This window comes from Chitinophaga niabensis (genome assembly GCF_039545795.1).
GTDB lineage: Bacteria > Bacteroidota > Bacteroidia > Chitinophagales > Chitinophagaceae > Chitinophaga > Chitinophaga niabensis_B.
In genome coordinates, this window is sequence record NZ_CP154260.1 from 130,075 (window position 1) to 145,486 (window position 15,412).

Consider the following 15,412-nt stretch of genomic DNA (forward strand, 5'->3'; position numbering starts at 1 on the left):
GCCCCTCTAACCAAATTGTAATTGAACGAAGGAATTTATAAAGCCAAGCGGCTGTTATGCTTTGGGGGCGGCAGCCAGGATCTCTTTATCGGCCTGTGCTGCATATTTTTCAAAATTTTTAACGAACTGGCCTGCAAGGTCTTTTGCCTGTTTGTCGTACGCTGCGCCATCAGCCCAGGTATTACGGGGATCCAGGATTTCTGCAGGTACGCCGGGGCAGGATTCAGGAATGGATACACCAAAAACCTCGTGGTTTTTGTAAGCTACCTTTTCCAGTTCTCCTTTCAGCGCTGCGCTGATCATAGCGCGGGTCAGGTTCAGTTTGATCCTGCTGCCTGTACCATAAGCGCCACCCGTCCAGCCGGTATTGATGAGCCATACATTCACCTGGTGTTTACGCAACCTTTCTCCCAGCATCTGCGCGTAACGGGCAGGGTGTAAGGGAAGGAATGGTGCGCCGAAACATGCGCTGAATGTGGATTTTGGTTCTGTAACACCTGCTTCCGTACCTGCTACTTTAGCAGTATAACCGGAAATGAACTGGTACATAGCCTGTCCCGGGCTTAGCCTGGAAATGGGCGGTAACACGCCATATGCATCGCAGGTGAGGAAGAAAATGTTTTTAGGAAGACTGCCGATGGAAGGTTCCAGGGCATTATCTATATAATGCAGGGGGTAAGAAACACGGGTGTTTTCCGTGATGCTCTTATCTGCATAATTGATCCTGTGTGTGCCGGGGAAGAAGCCGGTGTTCTCTACCAGCGCATATTCGCGGATGGCATGGAAGATCTGTGGTTCCTTCTCCTCGCTGAGGTCGATAGTTTTGGCGTAACAGCCACCTTCAAAATTGAAAACGCCGGTGTTGGTCCATCCATGTTCATCGTCTCCAATGAGCTTACGTTCCGGATCTGCACTCAGCGTGGTTTTGCCGGTACCACTCAGGCCAAAGAATACAGCGGTATCACCATTGCGGCCCTGGTTGGCAGAGCAGTGCATACTCAGTACATTCTTTTCATGCGGCAGTACATAATTAAGGATGGTGAAGATACCTTTCTTGATCTCACCGGTATAGGCAGAGCCACCAATGATGATCATCTTTTTGGTAAAGTTCACTACCGCAAAATTGTGCTGGCGGGTACCATCTGTAGCTGGATCTGCTACACAGCCCGGAGCCTGGATAACCGTCCAGTCAGGGTCCGTTTGCTCCAGTTCTTCCTCGTGGGGGCGGAGGAACATATTGTAGGCAAAGAGGCTGGCCCATGGGGTCTCTGTAATTACCCGGATGTTGAGCCGGTACTCCGGATCAGCACATGCCTGGCAATCTCTCACCCAAACTGATTTTCCCGCAAAATAACGGGTCACTTTCTGATAGAGCCTGTCAAAATTTTCGGCAGAGAACGGTAGGTTGAAATCGTTCCAGTTCACAGTTGTAGCAGTGATGCTGTCTTTCACTATGAACTTGTCTTTAGGAGAACGGCCGGTAAACTCCCCCGTATTCACCACCAATGCGCCCGTTTCGCTAAGACTACCCTGCTTGCGTGCCAGGGTTTGAGCAGTCAGCTCTTCCGGGGTTAATTGGTAATGTACATCGGCGGTGTTCTCTATGCCCAATTCCCGCAATTCCCTGAGTGTGTCCCTTACACTGCTGATTTGCATAAAGAAAGATTGTTTTGGTGTATAGGCAAAACTAGGCTTTTTTTGATGTTATCAAATTTTATAGGTGTTGCACCACGAAAATTTATGAAATTATACATGTTAAAACCTCGTTTTTTAGATATTATTCAATTCTATCGATTTCATTTTAAGCGAAAATCAAAAGACTGCTGGAATAATTATTTGTTAATAGCGCATCAGTTTTGGGTAATCAACTATAACTTTTGTGTGAGGTTTAGCCACAGCAGAGGGAAGGATAAGGTTTTGCAGGTTGCTGATTTTCTGGTAAGTTTGAGCCCTCATACATCAGAAAAAAGTATTCAATGAAATATCTGCCGCTGGATCAACAGCTTTTTATCAGGAACCGTGAACGTTTTACTGCAAAAATGCAGCCTGATTCCATTGCCATCTTCAACTCAAACGATGAACTGCCCACTAACGGAGACGCACTTTTTACATTCCGTCAGAATTCAGACCTGTACTGGCTGACCGGTATCGACCAGGAAGATACCATGCTGGTATTATATCCCAACAATCCGGATCCTAAACACCGGGAGGTGCTGGTACTCGTACGCCCGAATGAACTGAAAGAGAAATGGGATGGTCACCGCCTGCGGAAAGAAGAAGCAACAGCTATTTCCGGTATACAAACCATTGTGTGGCTGGACAGCCTGGATGCGTTTTTACAACAATGGATCCATGAAGCTTCCAATATCTATCTCAATTCCAACGAAAATAACCGTAAGGCAAACCTCGTTCCGGTAAGGGATTACCGTTATGCTGCAGAACTCCGGGAGCGTTATCCTTTGCATAATTACCTGCGTGCCGCTAAGATCCTGAAAGAATTGCGTGCTGTGAAAACAGCGGAGGAAGTGAAAGTACAGCAGGTGGCGATCGATATCACAGAGAAAACATTCCGCCGCCTTTTACAATTTATTAAACCCGGCGTATTTGAATATGAGATCCATGCAGAGATCCTGCACGAGTTCCTGCGCAACCGCGCTACCGGAGAAGCCTATGGTTCTATCCTCGCTTCCGGCGACCGTGCCCGTACTTTACATTATGTAGAGAACAGCCGGGAATGTAAAGATGGAGAAGTGATCCTGATGGACTTTGGCGCTGCCTATGGTGGTTACAATGCAGACCTTACCCGCAGCGTACCTGTGAACGGAAAGTTCACTGCCCGCCAGCGAGAAGTGTACAATGCCTGCCTTCACCTGCATAACTATGCCAAGTCTATCCTCAAACCCGGTATCACGATCGCCAAATATCATGAGATGGTAGGCGTGGAAGCTGGGAAAGAGTTTGTGAAGATAGGGTTGCTCACGGAAGGGGATATCAAAAACCAGGACCCTGAAACACCTGCATACCGCAAATACCTGTACCATGGCATCTCTCACCACCTGGGTGTGGATGTGCATGACCTGGGGCCTTCTTTCTTCCAGCCTATTCCGGAAGGAGCAGTGCTGACCGTAGAGCCGGGTATTTATATTGAAGAAGAACAACTGGGCATCCGCATTGAAAACAACATCTGGCTGAAAGCCGGCGGGAATGTGGACCTGATGCAGAACATCCCCATTACGGCGGATGAGATAGAAGCTTTAATGAAGAAGTAATATATTGTGGAAGGGGGGAACACCCCCTTTCCATTTTGGCACAACGAAAAAATACTGATGAAACAAATTCCGAATATCCTTACCCTGTCTAATCTCTTTTGTGGCGCACTCGCCATTATCTTCATCCTACACGCACCGGAGTATATCGCAGAATTCAATGGCACAGATTACGTTGTCACCAATCCTGAACCCGTCTACTGGGCTTCCGCACTGGTAGTGCTGGCCGGGATTATCGATTTCTTTGATGGATTTGTAGCCCGTTTACTCAAAGTTTCTTCTGAATTAGGCAAACAGCTGGATTCGCTGGCAGACGTAGTGTCCTTTGGCGTAGTGCCTGGCATGATCATGTTCCGCCTGCTGCGCAGCGCTTATTTTCAAAGTCCGGATGTATTTGACGTTTCCTACTTTAACCTGGCGCCGGCCCTGCTGATCCCCTGTTTTGCAGCTTACCGCCTGGCAGTTTTCAACCTGGATACCCGCCAGGCCGAGCATTTCATAGGAGTGCCCACGCCGGCCGTAGGTTTCCTGGTGGCTTCTTTCCCCCTGATCATGTTATACAACCCTTATAACCTGGCCCACTGGCTGGAAAATATCTGGGTATTATACGGGATCATTTTTGTGCTCTGCTACCTGATGGTGAGCTCGCATCCCATGATCAGCCTGAAGTTTAAGAATTTCTCCCTGAAAGATAACTGGCCCCGCTTCCTGCTGGTGGTGCTTACGCTGATAAGCATACCTGTATTGCGTTATGCTGCCGTACCATTTGTATTTATCGCATATGTGGGCCTTTCACTGGCAGTGCCGCCTAAAAATTCGATAAAAAACTCGTAGGTTTGCGTCTTAAATTTTTGAGACAAATGACATTTACTGCACATATCAACGTGATGCCGCTGAAAGAATTGCTGGACCCTCAGGGCAAAGCTGTATTAGGCGGATTGAAAAACCTGGGCCTCGGAAATGTACATGACGTGCGCATAGGTAAACATATCACGCTTCAGATCGAAGCATCTTCCAAAGAAGAAGCGCAACACCTGGCGGAGAATGCCTGCCAGAAACTGCTCGCTAACCAGGTAATGGAATCTTACGAAGTTAATATTCAATAGATCTGTTTACTTATCAATACCCGGATCTTAAACTTCAATAGCCTTGTCAAAACTCTTCCTCATTCCTTCCCCCATCGGTAACCTGGCGGATATAACGTACAGGGCCGTGAAGGTTTTGGAAACGGTAGAACTGATCCTGGCAGAAGATACCCGTACCTCGGGTGTTCTCCTGAAGCATTATGGCATCAACAAGCCTGTAACACCTTATCATCAGCACAATGAGCATAAGGTGTTGCAGCATCTTGTACAGCAGATGCAGGGAGGCAAAGAAATGGCCTTGCTCACAGATGCTGGTACGCCAGGTGTTTCTGATCCGGGCTTTCTGCTGGTAAGGGAATGTATCCGTGCCGGTATACCCGTAGAATGTTTACCAGGCGCCACGGCATTTGTTCCCGCACTCGTTAACAGCGGCATTCCCATGAACCGCTTTGCTTTTGAAGGGTTTCCTCCCCTTAAAAAAGGTCGTCAGACCTTATTCACGCAACTGGCCACGGAAGAACGTGCGCTCGTTTTCTACGAATCTCCACACCGCCTTGTAAGAACGTTGAACGATTTTATCAAATACTTTGGTGCAGAAAGGCAATGCTGCGTTTCCCGCGAGCTCACTAAAATGTTTGAAGAAAATAAACGCGGTACTTTGCAGGAAGTACATGATTATTTTCAGGAGAAAGGTGTGAAAGGCGAAATTGTAATCATCGTGGAAGGGTTTACAGCACCAGGCAAAAAATCACAGCAGGATGATGAGGAATAAAATATTCAGCCATATTCCGGCGTAATAAAAATTCACAACCTCAATAAAACACCGCCACCTCTTCTAAAGATTTTCGTTCTAGATCCGGCACCCAACATTCCTGTGCAGGATACCCCACCGGAATTAATAAAAACGCTTTTTCATTTTCAGGCCTTCCTAAAATATCGCCTAAGAAATTCATGGGGCTGGGTGTATGTGTTAATGCCACCAATCCTGCATGATGAATAGCCGATAATAAAAAACCGGCAGCGATGCCGATACTTTCCTGCACATAGTAGTTATTGTGTTTGTGCCCGTCCGGTTCCAGTTCATATATGCGTTTAAACATTATAATCAGCCAGGGCGCTATCTCAAGGAAAGGTTTGTCCCAATTCGTTTGCAAGGGCTGCAGATCCTTCAGCCATTCCTCACTCATACGGTTGTGATAACTCTTGTACTCTTCCTGTTCGGCAGCCATACGGATCTCTTTTTTCAACGCCGGGTTTTCGATCAGGCAAAACGTCCATGGCTGCTTGTGCGCACCCGAAGGTGCCGTACTTGCGGCAAGAATGATGTTTTCAATGACTTCGCGGGGGATGGGTTTGCCGGAAAAATCACGCACGGTTCTACGTGTATCCATCCATTGGAGCATCTCTGCAGAGCGCCGGACCATGGTGTTCTGGTCAAATGTTTCGCGGGAATAACTCACAAAAGGATAACCCTCGATCAACTTTCTGGTTGACATAGACTTATTGTTTTGGTGTTTGGAGCATATGTTTAGGTCGATATAAATTACAGAAAAAAAGGTATTAATACGCATCCGTATTTTTTTGTCGAATGAAATTTATTAACTAATATTACATAGAGAGTAATTACCCCGATATTTTAAACGCAGCATAAGTGTCCCCCAAAAAGTGTGAACCCTGATAACTTGCTGCATATATTTAACAGGCTGGTTTTATATGAAAAACTAAAAATTCCGAGTATTTAGGTAGCACCCCCAAAAAAATCAAATCAGATATGATTGATCAGGTTTTGAATGCAATCATTACGCAACTCAATACCTACATCGGAACTGTGGACCCTGAAGTCATACTTGGCAATGTATCATTTGCAGATGCATTCCAGGATAATTCTTCACAGAATCTTAGCGATAAGATCATTGCTTCCGTTGTAAATATTGAGCAGGAAGAAAGCTTGCGCAATCTGCCTTTCAGGCGAACTGTGCATACTCCCGGAGGCATTCCGCAGGGCCAGGAAAGGCAGCCGGAGATTTATCTGAACATCTATGTGTTGTTCGGTGCGAACAAAAATAATTACAGCACAGCACTGAACCGCATATCGCAGGTGATCGGATTCTTCCAGCGCAAGTTTGTGTTTACGGCAACAGATATTCCTGTACTTGCAACATTCAATCTTGACCGGATCATATTAGATCTGTATTCCACCAGTTTTGAAGAATTAAATCAGTTATGGAGTGTGATGGGAGGAAAATATATTCCTTCTGTTGTGTACAAAATGCGCCTGGCCGTGATCCAGAATGCAGAACCCCAGGGAGCAGGCATTATTACAGAGATCAATCTCGGAACAAAAGTTTTGGCGAACCAGTCACCCGAAAAATAAAATTTATGGATGTGTATGCATGGCGCTACCAGCCGGAGTTCAGGATAGGTGTTCTGATCAACGGAACGAGTGCCGGAGATGCCGTCAAAGTGATGCTGTCACCGGCAGCAGCGGTGGTGTGCAGAAACTATGGCGTAATTACGCGCGCAGTTCCGGGAGGACTGATAGCGTATATGCGGCAGCACCGTAGTGGTGTTACGTGGGTGCCCGCTGTGGAGCTTACGCAGCCCATCACCTTTACATTCTGGCTGAGCATTTCGCATGCGGTCGATTTTTTTAATACCGGTGAACGGCGGTTCGGAAGGCATATTTTCTACGCAAATAATTTATCTGCCGCAGGTTTAATTGACAGCAATCTTGCTGCCAATAGCGTACGGCTGACAGCAGCTGCGACGGCAGGCAATGCAGAGCGCGGCGCCCTGAGCACATTCCTGCTTTCGGCAGATATCGTCCCGGGAGACTATAACACTTTCAGAGCCGGGAAGATCGCTGCAGGAGCGCCCATCAGCTTTACAATCAATGATCCGGTAGCTGTAACGCAAAGTAATGTTGGCCTGGATGTAAGTATGCTGCCCAAAGGAGCCTACGAGGTGAGATTGGAAGGTGGTGTACCGGTGCAGGAACACGTTGTTTTCGATCAGCAGGCAAACGGCTCAACTACCAACGGCATAATTGAAATATATAAAGACGCCTGGCATATGGCCCCGCAGCCACGGGAATACAGGATTAATTTCTTAAGTACTTGATTAAACTAATTACAACATGTTAAATCTAGCAGACCTCAAAACACCCGGCGTTTACATCGACGAGGTGCCGAAGTTCCCGCCCTCCGTGGCGCAGGTTGAAACGGCCATACCGGCCTTTATCGGGTATACCCGCAATATCCTTTTGAACGGCGATACACTGGTGAACAGGCCGGTGCGCATCAAGTCGCTCGTGGAATATGAAACCATATTCGGCGCAAGGCTTGAAACTTTTACGGCAGTGGTAGGCAATAACCCGCAGGGTCAACGCGTGATCACCACGCCACCTGTAGCTCCCGCTGAAGCTGCTTTGTATCGCATGTACTACTCCCTGCAAATGTATTTCGCAAATGGTGGCGGACCTTGTTACATCGTGTCCATCGGGCAGGATAACGTAGCGCCTTCATTCGCAAATCACACGGCCGGGCTTGCGGCCATCGGGAAGGAAGATGAGCCTACGCTGCTCGTATTCCCTGATGCTTTACGCCTCAGCCGTTCCGAGTTTTACCAGGTATATCAGGCTGCATTGGCGCAGTGCGACAGGCTCAAAGATCGTTTTACGATCGCAGATGTTTTCAATGGCCACCTGGATTATACCAACCCTGCCAATGAAAATCCGATTGATCATGTAACAGATGGTTTCCGTACCATGATCGGAAATAACTTCCTGTTGTATGGTGCTGCTTATTATCCACACCTGGTGACCTCACTTACTTTTAATTATAACGAAGAAGCGGTGACTATTACCGGTGCCGGTGTTCCTGCCAATACTTTTTTACGGCTTGCCGCTCCGGCGAATGCAGCCGAGGAGTTACGCTCATTGTATCATAGCTCCAATGCCCTGTACCACCAGATCCGCAATGCTATCCTTGCTATGCCGGTAGTATTACCACCGAGCAGCACCATAGCAGGAGTGTATGCACAGGTAGATGCATCCCGTGGTGTTTGGAAAGCTCCTGCTAATGTAAGCCTGAGCTTTGTACGCCGTCCGGTCATCGCAGTGGACGATGCCGGGCAGAAGGATCTGAACGTGCACACTACGGGTAAGTCCATCAATGCCATCCGCACCTTCACCGGCAAGGGCCATCTCGTTTGGGGCGCCCGTACATTGGCCGGTAATGATAATGAATGGCGTTACGTAAGTGTCCGCCGTTTCTTCAACATGGTGGAAGAAAGCACTAAAAAAGCTTCCGAGCCCTTCGTGTTTGAGCCCAACGATGCTAATACCTGGGTGAAAGTGCGTGCGATGATCGAAAATTTCCTCATCCTTCAATGGCGCGCAGGCGCACTGGCAGGTGCCAAAACAGAACACGCCTTTTATGTAAGGGTAGGGCTGGGGCAAACGATGACCGCGCAGGATATCCTGGAAGGCAGGATGATCGTGGAAATAGGCATGGCAGTGGTTCGCCCCGCAGAGTTCATTGTACTCCGCTTCTCCCACAAAATGCAGGAATCTTAATCTCTAAAGCACAACGATCATGGATTATAAAACACCCGGCGTATTTGTAGAGGAATTATCCCTGATTCCACCTTCCGTAGCCTCCGTAGCTACCGCCGTTCCCGCTTTCATTGGCCATACAGCGGTGATTGTGGACACAGCCGGCGCTACATTGATCAACCGGCCGATCCGCATCACTTCTCTGCTGGATTACACAACAATGTTCGGCGGTGAATACAACCCCACGCTGTACAATGTGGTGGTAGATGCTACCTTCAATATTGTCAGCACCGAACCTGCAACCGGCAGACGGTATTACCTGTTTGATGCACTCCGGCATTACTTCGATAATGGCGGCGGCCCCTGTTACATCGTGACCGTAGGCGATTACAGCACTGCTGTTGCATTCGGCAATGATACAACAGGCCTGCGTGGCGGACTGCGTGCATTGGAAAAATTTGATGAACCTACATTGCTGGTAGCACCGGATACCATCGCGCTCCGTGAAGGAGACGGCGATCCGGATTTCGTTGCCGCAGGCAATTTGCATCAGGCCATCATTGAACAATGCAACCGCCTGCAGGACCGCTTTGGTATCCTGGATGTGCTGGAAGGGAACCTCGCTCCCGATAACCTCGTTACACAACCAATTGACGAGTTCCGGGATGCTGTGGGAAATAATAATCTCAAATACGCAGCAGCTTACTACCCCTGGTTATATAGCACTTACTTAAAAGAAGTTGGTTTTACGCAGATCAGTCTTTTGGATACCGCTGATCCCCCGGCCCCTGTCAACATAGTAACGGGAAATGCTGAGATCGATGGGCTTTTGACGGCGCTTGGCCCGAACATCCTCGAAGAGCAGCGCATATTCTCAAAAGTAGTGACCGTACCAGCACTCGGCAGGAGCAATTACAATCCGCTTTCCGCAAAGCTGGACCAACTGCGCGGTGTGCTGATGGGAACAACGGTGGCTGACGATGCAAGAACAGCGTTTGCTGCCATGATGACCTTCGTACGGCAACTTGCACTATCGTTCGCCGATCTGGAAAATGATGGAGGTAATTCAACGGCATTGAGTACGGCACTCACTGCGTTGGAAGCAGACGTAGCATTGCGTACGCAGATCAGCCTGCTGATCGGTTACGAAAAGAATCCGCAGGTATTCGGTTCCATTGCGCTGGCACGCACGGAGGAAAATGCGGAAGAAGATTACAATTCGCTGGATGGACAAAACTGGATCAATCAGCCGGCAACAACGGCTATTCCTGTTGACCCTACAGATTACTCCACCGGCGGTGTTACGGTTGCCCAGATTGCAAAAACGGCCGCGAATTCACCCATTCTGCAAACCGCTTTTAATGCCATTGCAACGGCGTTCACAGCGCTGGTAGAAGATGCGATGTTCCGTACGGATCAGGCAGAAAAACAGCTCTTCGCGAAACATCCTTTCTACAAAGCAGTACAGGAAAGGATCAGGAAAGACATGAGCCTGATGCCGCCATCAGGAGCCGTAGCGGGTGTGTATGCGAATACAGACCGTTCCCGCGGTGTCTGGAAAGCTCCGGCCAACGTAAGTCTCCGTGGTGTAATAGCCCCGGCTTACAAACTTACGGACCAGGAACAGGCCTCGCTTAACCTGCATGATACCGGCAAATCAGTGAACGCCATCCGCGCATTCACAGGCAAAGGTATTCTCGTATGGGGCGCACGAACCCTCGCAGGAAATGATAACGAATGGCGCTATGTAAACGTGCGCCGCTTCTTTAACTACGTGGAAGAATCTACGAAAAAAGCATCCGAACCTTTTGTGTTCGAAGCGAATGATGCCAATACCTGGATCCGTATCCGCGCCATGATCGAAAACTTCCTTACGCTGCAGTGGCGGCAGGGAGCATTAGCGGGCGCTTCCACGAAAGAAGCTTTCTATGTTAAGGTAGGACTTAACGAAACGATGACGGCACTGGACATTCTAGAAGGCCGACTGATCGTAGAGATCGGCATGGCAGCGGTTCGTCCTGCTGAATTTATCATCCTTCGTTTCTCTCATAAAATGCAGGAATCATAATCATTGACTAAACAACAAAAACCATAAGTTATGGCGAATTATCCGCTTCCTAAATTCCACTTCCAGGTTGAATGGGGTGGTGCAAACATCGGGTTCACAGAAGTATCCGGACTGGATGTTCAAACAGATCCGATCGAGTACCGCGATGGTGCAAGCCCGGAGTATGTGAAAACAAAAATGCCGGGCATGCAGAAGTTCAGCAACATCACCCTCAAACGTGGTACGTTCCAGGGAGACAATGAATTCTACAACTGGTGGAACACTGTGGCACTGAATACCATTGAACGCCGTGATGTAACGATCAGCCTTCTCAACGAAAACCATGAACCGGTGATCGTATGGAAGGTGAAGAGTGCATGGCCTATTAAGGTAACAAGTACTGATCTGAAAGCAGACGGTAATGAAGTAGCCATTGAATCCATTGAGCTGGTGCATGAAGGGCTTGTAATCCAAAACGACTGATCCGATGTCATTTGAATATCCACAGGTAGGATTCCATTTCGTTGTATTCTTCGAGATCTTCCCTCAATTCCCGAATGACCTTCGTTTCCAGGAGGTAAGCGGGCTGAGTGTAGACATTGAAATGGAAACAAAACCGGAAGGTGGTGAACACCGTTTTGTGCACAACCTTCCGGTGCGCGCCAAGTATGGCGATGTTACGCTGAAGCGGGGAAAATTCCTGGGCTCGGGCATCCTTCACTGGGCCCGCCAGGCCATTGATGAGTTTAAGTTCAAACCCAGCAATGTGATGATCTCCCTGCTGAATGCGGATCACATCCCGCTGTACAACTGGTACCTTATCAATGCCATTCCCAAGCACCTGGAAGTTTCCGGGATCAATGCGGGCAACAATGAGATTGTAGTAGAAACACTGGTGCTTAGTTACCAGTATTTCAAATACTATGATCCCATCAGTGTGGGACTGGATCTTGCTGCAGGGCTTACTGCTTCGCTGGATGTTAATATCGGAATCTAAAAAAACATTGCGCACATGCCGATAGAAGTACGTGAAATAATTATCAGAGCCCAGGTGGAATCATCCGGGGGCGATGCCGGGGAAAGCACCGGCGGTGGTGGCAACGGAGCAGTGTCACAGGGCGGCCTGGGTGAAGAAGAAATGCAGCATATTATAGCCATGTGTGCGGAAGAAGTATTGAGCATTCTGAAAAGACAAACTGAACGATAATGCTGGATTCCTTATTCGGTACGGGCAAGATGGAGAAGATGACCATTTGTGCCCTGATGCCTCAAAAGAACCCCAAAGAGCCTGCGGCGCTGAGCACCGTGGAAGAGGATAAATACATGGTACAGGTTAACCCGGATAGTTATTCGATCAATCACCATGTTAATTATTCCCGCACACGGGTAGCCGGAGCATCGGGAAGCAGGGCAAAGTACCGGGATACTTCACCGCCGGTACTGGAATTCACCTTCCTCTTTGATGGCACCGGTGTGATTCCACCTCCTGCCGGTCCGCTCGATGGCATCCCTATTGCCGGTGCTGTGGCCGGTGCAATAGCAGGACTTTTAGGAGAGAAGGAGGAATATGATGTAATGACGGAGCTGGCCAAATTTGCCTTTGTCTGTTATACATACAAAGGCACCGGGCATAGTCCGAGACAGGTACAATTGACCTGGGGCAAGCTGGTATTTCGTGGCGTATTGAGCAGCCTCTCCCTGAACTATAAATTATTCAAGCCGGACGGAACTCCGCTGCGCTGCGAGGCCAGAGCCGGTTTTAGCGGTACAATTGAAGACATGGTGCGGGAAGCGATGGAGAAAAAATCTTCTCCTGATCTTACCCACGTGAAAACAGTGCTTGCAGGTGATACCCTCCCGCTGTTGAGCCATGGCATTTATGGCGTACCGAATTATTACATCGAAGTGGCGCGGGTGAATAAATTATTCAACTTCCGCAAGCTGAAGGAAGGTGGCAATATCTTTTTCCCGCCGGCAAAAACTACGAAGGTATGAGCAACGAAGAACCATTATTACCGATAGCACTGGACACGAGCCTCGTGACCTTCACCGTAAAGGTGAACGGAGATCAATTGCCGACAGACGTTCCGATTGAATCGATCATTATACATAATGAAGCGAATCGCATCACCATGGCACAACTGCGCATTGCTGACGGCGATGCGGCATCTACTGAATGGGTGGTCAGCAACGACACCTTTTTTGTGCCCGGAAATGAAATAGAAATACTCGCCGGTTACCATAGTGAAGACGAACTGATCTTTTCGGGTATTGTCACCAAACATTCGCTGCGCGTGCGTCATCAAAGAACAGAGTTGCTGGTGGAGTGCAGGCACAAGGCCATCGCGATGACCATTGCTCCTAACAGCAGCCAGTTTGCCGAAATGAGTGATGCGGAGATCGCATCCACTTTGCTGGACGTTTATGAGCTCACGGGAGATATTGCCGATACACCCGTAACGCATGCTGAAATGGTACAGTATGATTGTACGGATTGGGATTTTCTTATCACGAGACTGGATGCTATCGGATTTGTGGCTATCGCTAACGAAGGGAAGATCAATATCGTGAAACCCGAAGTGGCTGCAGAGGGAGTGGCCACGCTCAGGTTTGGAACCAACCTCGTTGAATTTGACGCGGAAATAGATGGGAGCAAACAATACGGCAGCGTAAAGGCCCAGGCATGGGACCCTTCCGGCCAGGTATTGCTTGAAGCGGAATCAGCAGAGCCGGAGTGGACCGCCCCCGGCAATATAGATCCTGTGGAAGTAGGGTCTACAACAGGCGCTGCCAGCTACACGCTTCGTCAGCCCGGCCGCCTGACGGAGGAAGAAGTACAAAGCTGGGCCGATGCACGCCTGCTTCGCAGCAGGATGGCATTTATGTGCGGCAGAGCAAAAGTAGAAGGGTTTGCTACGGCATTACCCGGCATTACGGTGGCCCTTGAAGGGTTGGGGGACCGCTTTAACGGATTCGCATGGGTAAGCGGCGTACGGCATGAACTAAGCGGCGGTAACTGGTACACAGATTTGCAGCTGGGGCTAACGCCCAAGCTGCACGCAAATACCTTTCCGCAGCAGACGCAGAGTGCAGGCGCATTACTGCCGGGTATCAGCGGTTTGCATACAGCCGTTGTAGCGGCACTGGAATCAGATCCTGATGGTGAAGCACGTATCCGCGTCAAGATACCTTCCGTTAGCCTGGATGGAGACGGGGTATGGGCGAGAGTAGCAACACTGGACGCAGGGAATGAGCGGGGTACATTTTTTCTGCCGGAGGTAGATGACGAAGTGGTGGTGGGCTTTTTGAATGATGATCCCCGGTTACCCGTTGTGCTCGGCTGCCTGTTCAGCAGCGCAAAAGTGCCACCATTGGAAGCAGCAGATGCCAATCCTGAAAAAGGGTACTTCTCCCGCGAGAAAATGCGGATCCTTTTTAATGATGAAAAAAAGACGATCACAATCGATACCCCCGGAAATGTTTTGTTACTCGATGAAGACAATGGAAAAATTTCCATCAAAGACAAGAATGGGAACAAAATAGAGATGACATCATCCGGTATTACGATAGAAAGTGCAGGTGATCTGGAGTTAAAGGCTTCAGGTGATGTGAAAATAGAAAGTACCAAAAACATGGAACTGAAGGGAGGGATGCAATTTAAAGCAGAAGGTACTGCGGGGTTGGAATTAAACTCCAGCGCTATTACGGTCGTAAAAGGAAGTATGGTTCAGATCAATTAAAATATTCAAAGTATGTCTTTAGCAGCAAGAGCAGGTGATATGCACGTTTGTCCGATGGTAACCGGAACAGTGCCACATGTAGGAGGCCCCGCACTACCTCCCGGCTGCCCCACGGTACTCGTTGGCGGAATGCCGGCCCTGCGCGTTGGGGATATGCTCACCTGCACAGGGCCGCCGGATACCGTAGTGAAAGGATCAGGCACGGTGATGATTGGCGGTATGCCGGCTGCCCGCATGGGAGACAGTACTGCTCATGGAGGCTCGATCGTTGTAGGATGTCCTACCGTAATGATCGGCGGATAAAAAAACTCATCTGATTATGGCAAACGAATCATTTTTAGGAAGAGGCTGGAGCTTCCCGCCAGTTTTTAACCGGGTTGAAAAAGAAGTGGTCATGCTGGAAGCAGAAGCAGATGTTCGCAGCAGCATCGAGATCATCCTTTCCACAGAGCTGGGAGAAAGAGTGATGCAACCCGGCTTTGGCTGGAAACGCGAACGCTGGCTGTTTGAAGCGCTCTCTACCACATCGGCAACCGCAATCCGCAATGAAATAGAAACAGCCCTGCTGGTGTACGAGCCCCGTATTGACCTCAATGAAGTACGGCTACTGCCCGGACCAAAAGAATCAGGGAAAATAGAGATACTGGTGGACTATACGGTGCGCAACACCAATACCCGGAGCAACCTCGTCTTCCCCTTCTACCTAACAGAAAAATAAA

The 15,412-nt window shown here is 48.9% G+C and carries 17 protein-coding genes; 15 read left to right on the forward strand and 2 right to left on the reverse strand.

What is annotated here, in order from left to right; genetic code table 11:
* Positions 1-54: 54 nt before the first annotated feature.
* Positions 55-1,656 carry a phosphoenolpyruvate carboxykinase (ATP) gene (gene pckA / locus AAHN97_RS00510; protein WP_343305630.1) on the reverse strand — a complete coding sequence of 534 codons (1,602 nt, stop codon included), beginning with the start codon at positions 1,654-1,656 and terminating at the stop codon, positions 55-57.
* A gap of 320 nt (positions 1,657-1,976) precedes the next feature.
* Between pckA and AAHN97_RS00515 the strand changes: the two genes are divergently transcribed.
* Genes AAHN97_RS00515 through rsmI form a run of 4 tightly spaced genes read left to right on the forward strand, consistent with a single transcriptional unit; the run spans position 1,977 to position 5,123 of the window.
* Positions 1,977-3,269 (forward strand): aminopeptidase P N-terminal domain-containing protein, encoded by a 1,293-nt coding sequence (locus AAHN97_RS00515; RefSeq protein ID WP_343305631.1) that lies wholly within the window; start codon positions 1,977-1,979, stop codon positions 3,267-3,269.
* 57 nt (positions 3,270-3,326) lie between these two features.
* Positions 3,327-4,100 (forward strand): CDP-alcohol phosphatidyltransferase family protein, encoded by a 774-nt coding sequence (locus tag AAHN97_RS00520; RefSeq protein WP_343305632.1) that lies wholly within the window; start codon positions 3,327-3,329, stop codon positions 4,098-4,100.
* A gap of 26 nt (positions 4,101-4,126) precedes the next feature.
* Complete coding sequence (gene purS / locus AAHN97_RS00525) at positions 4,127-4,372, forward strand: phosphoribosylformylglycinamidine synthase subunit PurS (RefSeq protein WP_074240264.1); 246 nt, start codon at positions 4,127-4,129, stop codon at positions 4,370-4,372.
* 43 nt (positions 4,373-4,415) lie between these two features.
* Positions 4,416-5,123 carry a 16S rRNA (cytidine(1402)-2'-O)-methyltransferase gene (gene rsmI, locus AAHN97_RS00530; protein ID WP_343305633.1) on the forward strand — a complete coding sequence of 236 codons (708 nt, stop codon included), beginning with the start codon at positions 4,416-4,418 and terminating at the stop codon, positions 5,121-5,123.
* A 40-nt stretch (positions 5,124-5,163) separates the two neighbouring features.
* Here rsmI and AAHN97_RS00535 read toward each other — a convergent pair whose 3' ends face one another.
* Positions 5,164-5,847 carry a nitroreductase family protein gene (locus tag AAHN97_RS00535; protein ID WP_343305634.1) on the reverse strand — a complete coding sequence of 228 codons (684 nt, stop codon included), beginning with the start codon at positions 5,845-5,847 and terminating at the stop codon, positions 5,164-5,166.
* Between the two features lie 275 nt (positions 5,848-6,122).
* On the opposite strand from AAHN97_RS00535, the gene AAHN97_RS00540 reads away from it, so the two are divergent.
* From AAHN97_RS00540 to AAHN97_RS00590, 11 genes are read left to right on the forward strand one after another with little or no spacing between them, the layout of a single operon-like run.
* Positions 6,123-6,725 (forward strand): DUF4255 domain-containing protein, encoded by a 603-nt coding sequence (locus tag AAHN97_RS00540; protein WP_343305635.1) that lies wholly within the window; start codon positions 6,123-6,125, stop codon positions 6,723-6,725.
* A 5-nt stretch (positions 6,726-6,730) separates the two neighbouring features.
* Positions 6,731-7,471, forward strand: coding sequence for a hypothetical protein (locus AAHN97_RS00545; protein WP_343305636.1), 741 nt, complete (start codon positions 6,731-6,733; stop codon positions 7,469-7,471).
* Positions 7,472-7,487: 16 nt separating this feature from the next.
* The gene (locus AAHN97_RS00550; RefSeq protein ID WP_343305637.1) at positions 7,488-8,927 is read left to right on the forward strand and encodes a phage tail sheath family protein; all 1,440 of its coding nucleotides are present in this window, start codon (positions 7,488-7,490) and stop codon (positions 8,925-8,927) included.
* Positions 8,928-8,946: 19 nt separating this feature from the next.
* A complete protein-coding gene (locus tag AAHN97_RS00555; RefSeq protein ID WP_343305638.1) occupies positions 8,947-10,974 on the forward strand; it encodes a phage tail sheath C-terminal domain-containing protein in 2,028 nt (675 codons plus the stop codon).
* Between the two features lie 30 nt (positions 10,975-11,004).
* Positions 11,005-11,436: a phage tail protein gene (locus AAHN97_RS00560; RefSeq protein WP_343305639.1), complete on the forward strand. Its 432-nt coding sequence runs from the start codon at positions 11,005-11,007 to the stop codon at positions 11,434-11,436.
* 4 nt (positions 11,437-11,440) lie between these two features.
* Positions 11,441-11,950 (forward strand): phage tail protein, encoded by a 510-nt coding sequence (locus AAHN97_RS00565; protein WP_343305640.1) that lies wholly within the window; start codon positions 11,441-11,443, stop codon positions 11,948-11,950.
* Positions 11,951-11,965: 15 nt separating this feature from the next.
* A complete protein-coding gene (locus AAHN97_RS00570; protein ID WP_343305641.1) occupies positions 11,966-12,160 on the forward strand; it encodes a DUF5908 family protein in 195 nt (64 codons plus the stop codon).
* Positions 12,160-12,948, forward strand: a complete 789-nt coding sequence (locus tag AAHN97_RS00575) for a CIS tube protein (RefSeq protein ID WP_343305642.1) — start codon at positions 12,160-12,162, stop codon at positions 12,946-12,948. Before AAHN97_RS00570 ends, AAHN97_RS00575 begins: the two co-directional genes overlap by 1 nt.
* Complete coding sequence (gene vgrG, locus AAHN97_RS00580; RefSeq protein ID WP_343305643.1) at positions 12,945-14,693, forward strand: type VI secretion system tip protein VgrG; 1,749 nt, start codon at positions 12,945-12,947, stop codon at positions 14,691-14,693. The genes AAHN97_RS00575 and vgrG overlap by 4 nt, the downstream gene beginning before the upstream one ends.
* A 12-nt stretch (positions 14,694-14,705) precedes the next feature.
* A complete protein-coding gene (locus AAHN97_RS00585) occupies positions 14,706-14,996 on the forward strand; it encodes a PAAR domain-containing protein (protein WP_343305644.1) in 291 nt (96 codons plus the stop codon).
* 16 nt (positions 14,997-15,012) lie between these two features.
* The gene (locus AAHN97_RS00590) at positions 15,013-15,411 is read left to right on the forward strand and encodes a GPW/gp25 family protein (RefSeq protein WP_343305645.1); all 399 of its coding nucleotides are present in this window, start codon (positions 15,013-15,015) and stop codon (positions 15,409-15,411) included.
* Position 15,412 lies beyond the last annotated feature (1 nt).

Excerpts from the sequence above, each read along its gene's own strand:
- AAHN97_RS00515 (WP_343305631.1), top strand. The coding sequence starts at position 1,977 with ATGAAATATCTGCCGCTGGATCAACAGCTTTTTATCAGGAACCGTGAA.
- AAHN97_RS00560 (WP_343305639.1), top strand. The coding sequence starts at position 11,005 with ATGGCGAATTATCCGCTTCCTAAATTCCACTTCCAGGTTGAATGGGGT.
- vgrG (WP_343305643.1), top strand. The coding sequence starts at position 12,945 with ATGAGCAACGAAGAACCATTATTACCGATAGCACTGGACACGAGCCTC.
- AAHN97_RS00555 (WP_343305638.1), top strand. The coding sequence starts at position 8,947 with ATGGATTATAAAACACCCGGCGTATTTGTAGAGGAATTATCCCTGATT.
- AAHN97_RS00550 (WP_343305637.1), top strand. The coding sequence starts at position 7,488 with ATGTTAAATCTAGCAGACCTCAAAACACCCGGCGTTTACATCGACGAG.
- pckA (WP_343305630.1), bottom strand. The coding sequence starts at position 1,656 with ATGCAAATCAGCAGTGTAAGGGACACACTCAGGGAATTGCGGGAATTG.
- purS (WP_074240264.1), top strand. The coding sequence starts at position 4,127 with ATGACATTTACTGCACATATCAACGTGATGCCGCTGAAAGAATTGCTG.
- AAHN97_RS00585 (WP_343305644.1), top strand. The coding sequence starts at position 14,706 with ATGTCTTTAGCAGCAAGAGCAGGTGATATGCACGTTTGTCCGATGGTA.
- AAHN97_RS00565 (WP_343305640.1), top strand. The coding sequence starts at position 11,441 with ATGTCATTTGAATATCCACAGGTAGGATTCCATTTCGTTGTATTCTTC.
- AAHN97_RS00570 (WP_343305641.1), top strand. The coding sequence starts at position 11,966 with ATGCCGATAGAAGTACGTGAAATAATTATCAGAGCCCAGGTGGAATCA.
- AAHN97_RS00575 (WP_343305642.1), top strand. The coding sequence starts at position 12,160 with ATGCTGGATTCCTTATTCGGTACGGGCAAGATGGAGAAGATGACCATT.
- AAHN97_RS00590 (WP_343305645.1), top strand. The coding sequence starts at position 15,013 with ATGGCAAACGAATCATTTTTAGGAAGAGGCTGGAGCTTCCCGCCAGTT.
- AAHN97_RS00540 (WP_343305635.1), top strand. The coding sequence starts at position 6,123 with ATGATTGATCAGGTTTTGAATGCAATCATTACGCAACTCAATACCTAC.
- AAHN97_RS00545 (WP_343305636.1), top strand. The coding sequence starts at position 6,731 with ATGGATGTGTATGCATGGCGCTACCAGCCGGAGTTCAGGATAGGTGTT.
- AAHN97_RS00535 (WP_343305634.1), bottom strand. The coding sequence starts at position 5,847 with ATGTCAACCAGAAAGTTGATCGAGGGTTATCCTTTTGTGAGTTATTCC.
- AAHN97_RS00520 (WP_343305632.1), top strand. The coding sequence starts at position 3,327 with ATGAAACAAATTCCGAATATCCTTACCCTGTCTAATCTCTTTTGTGGC.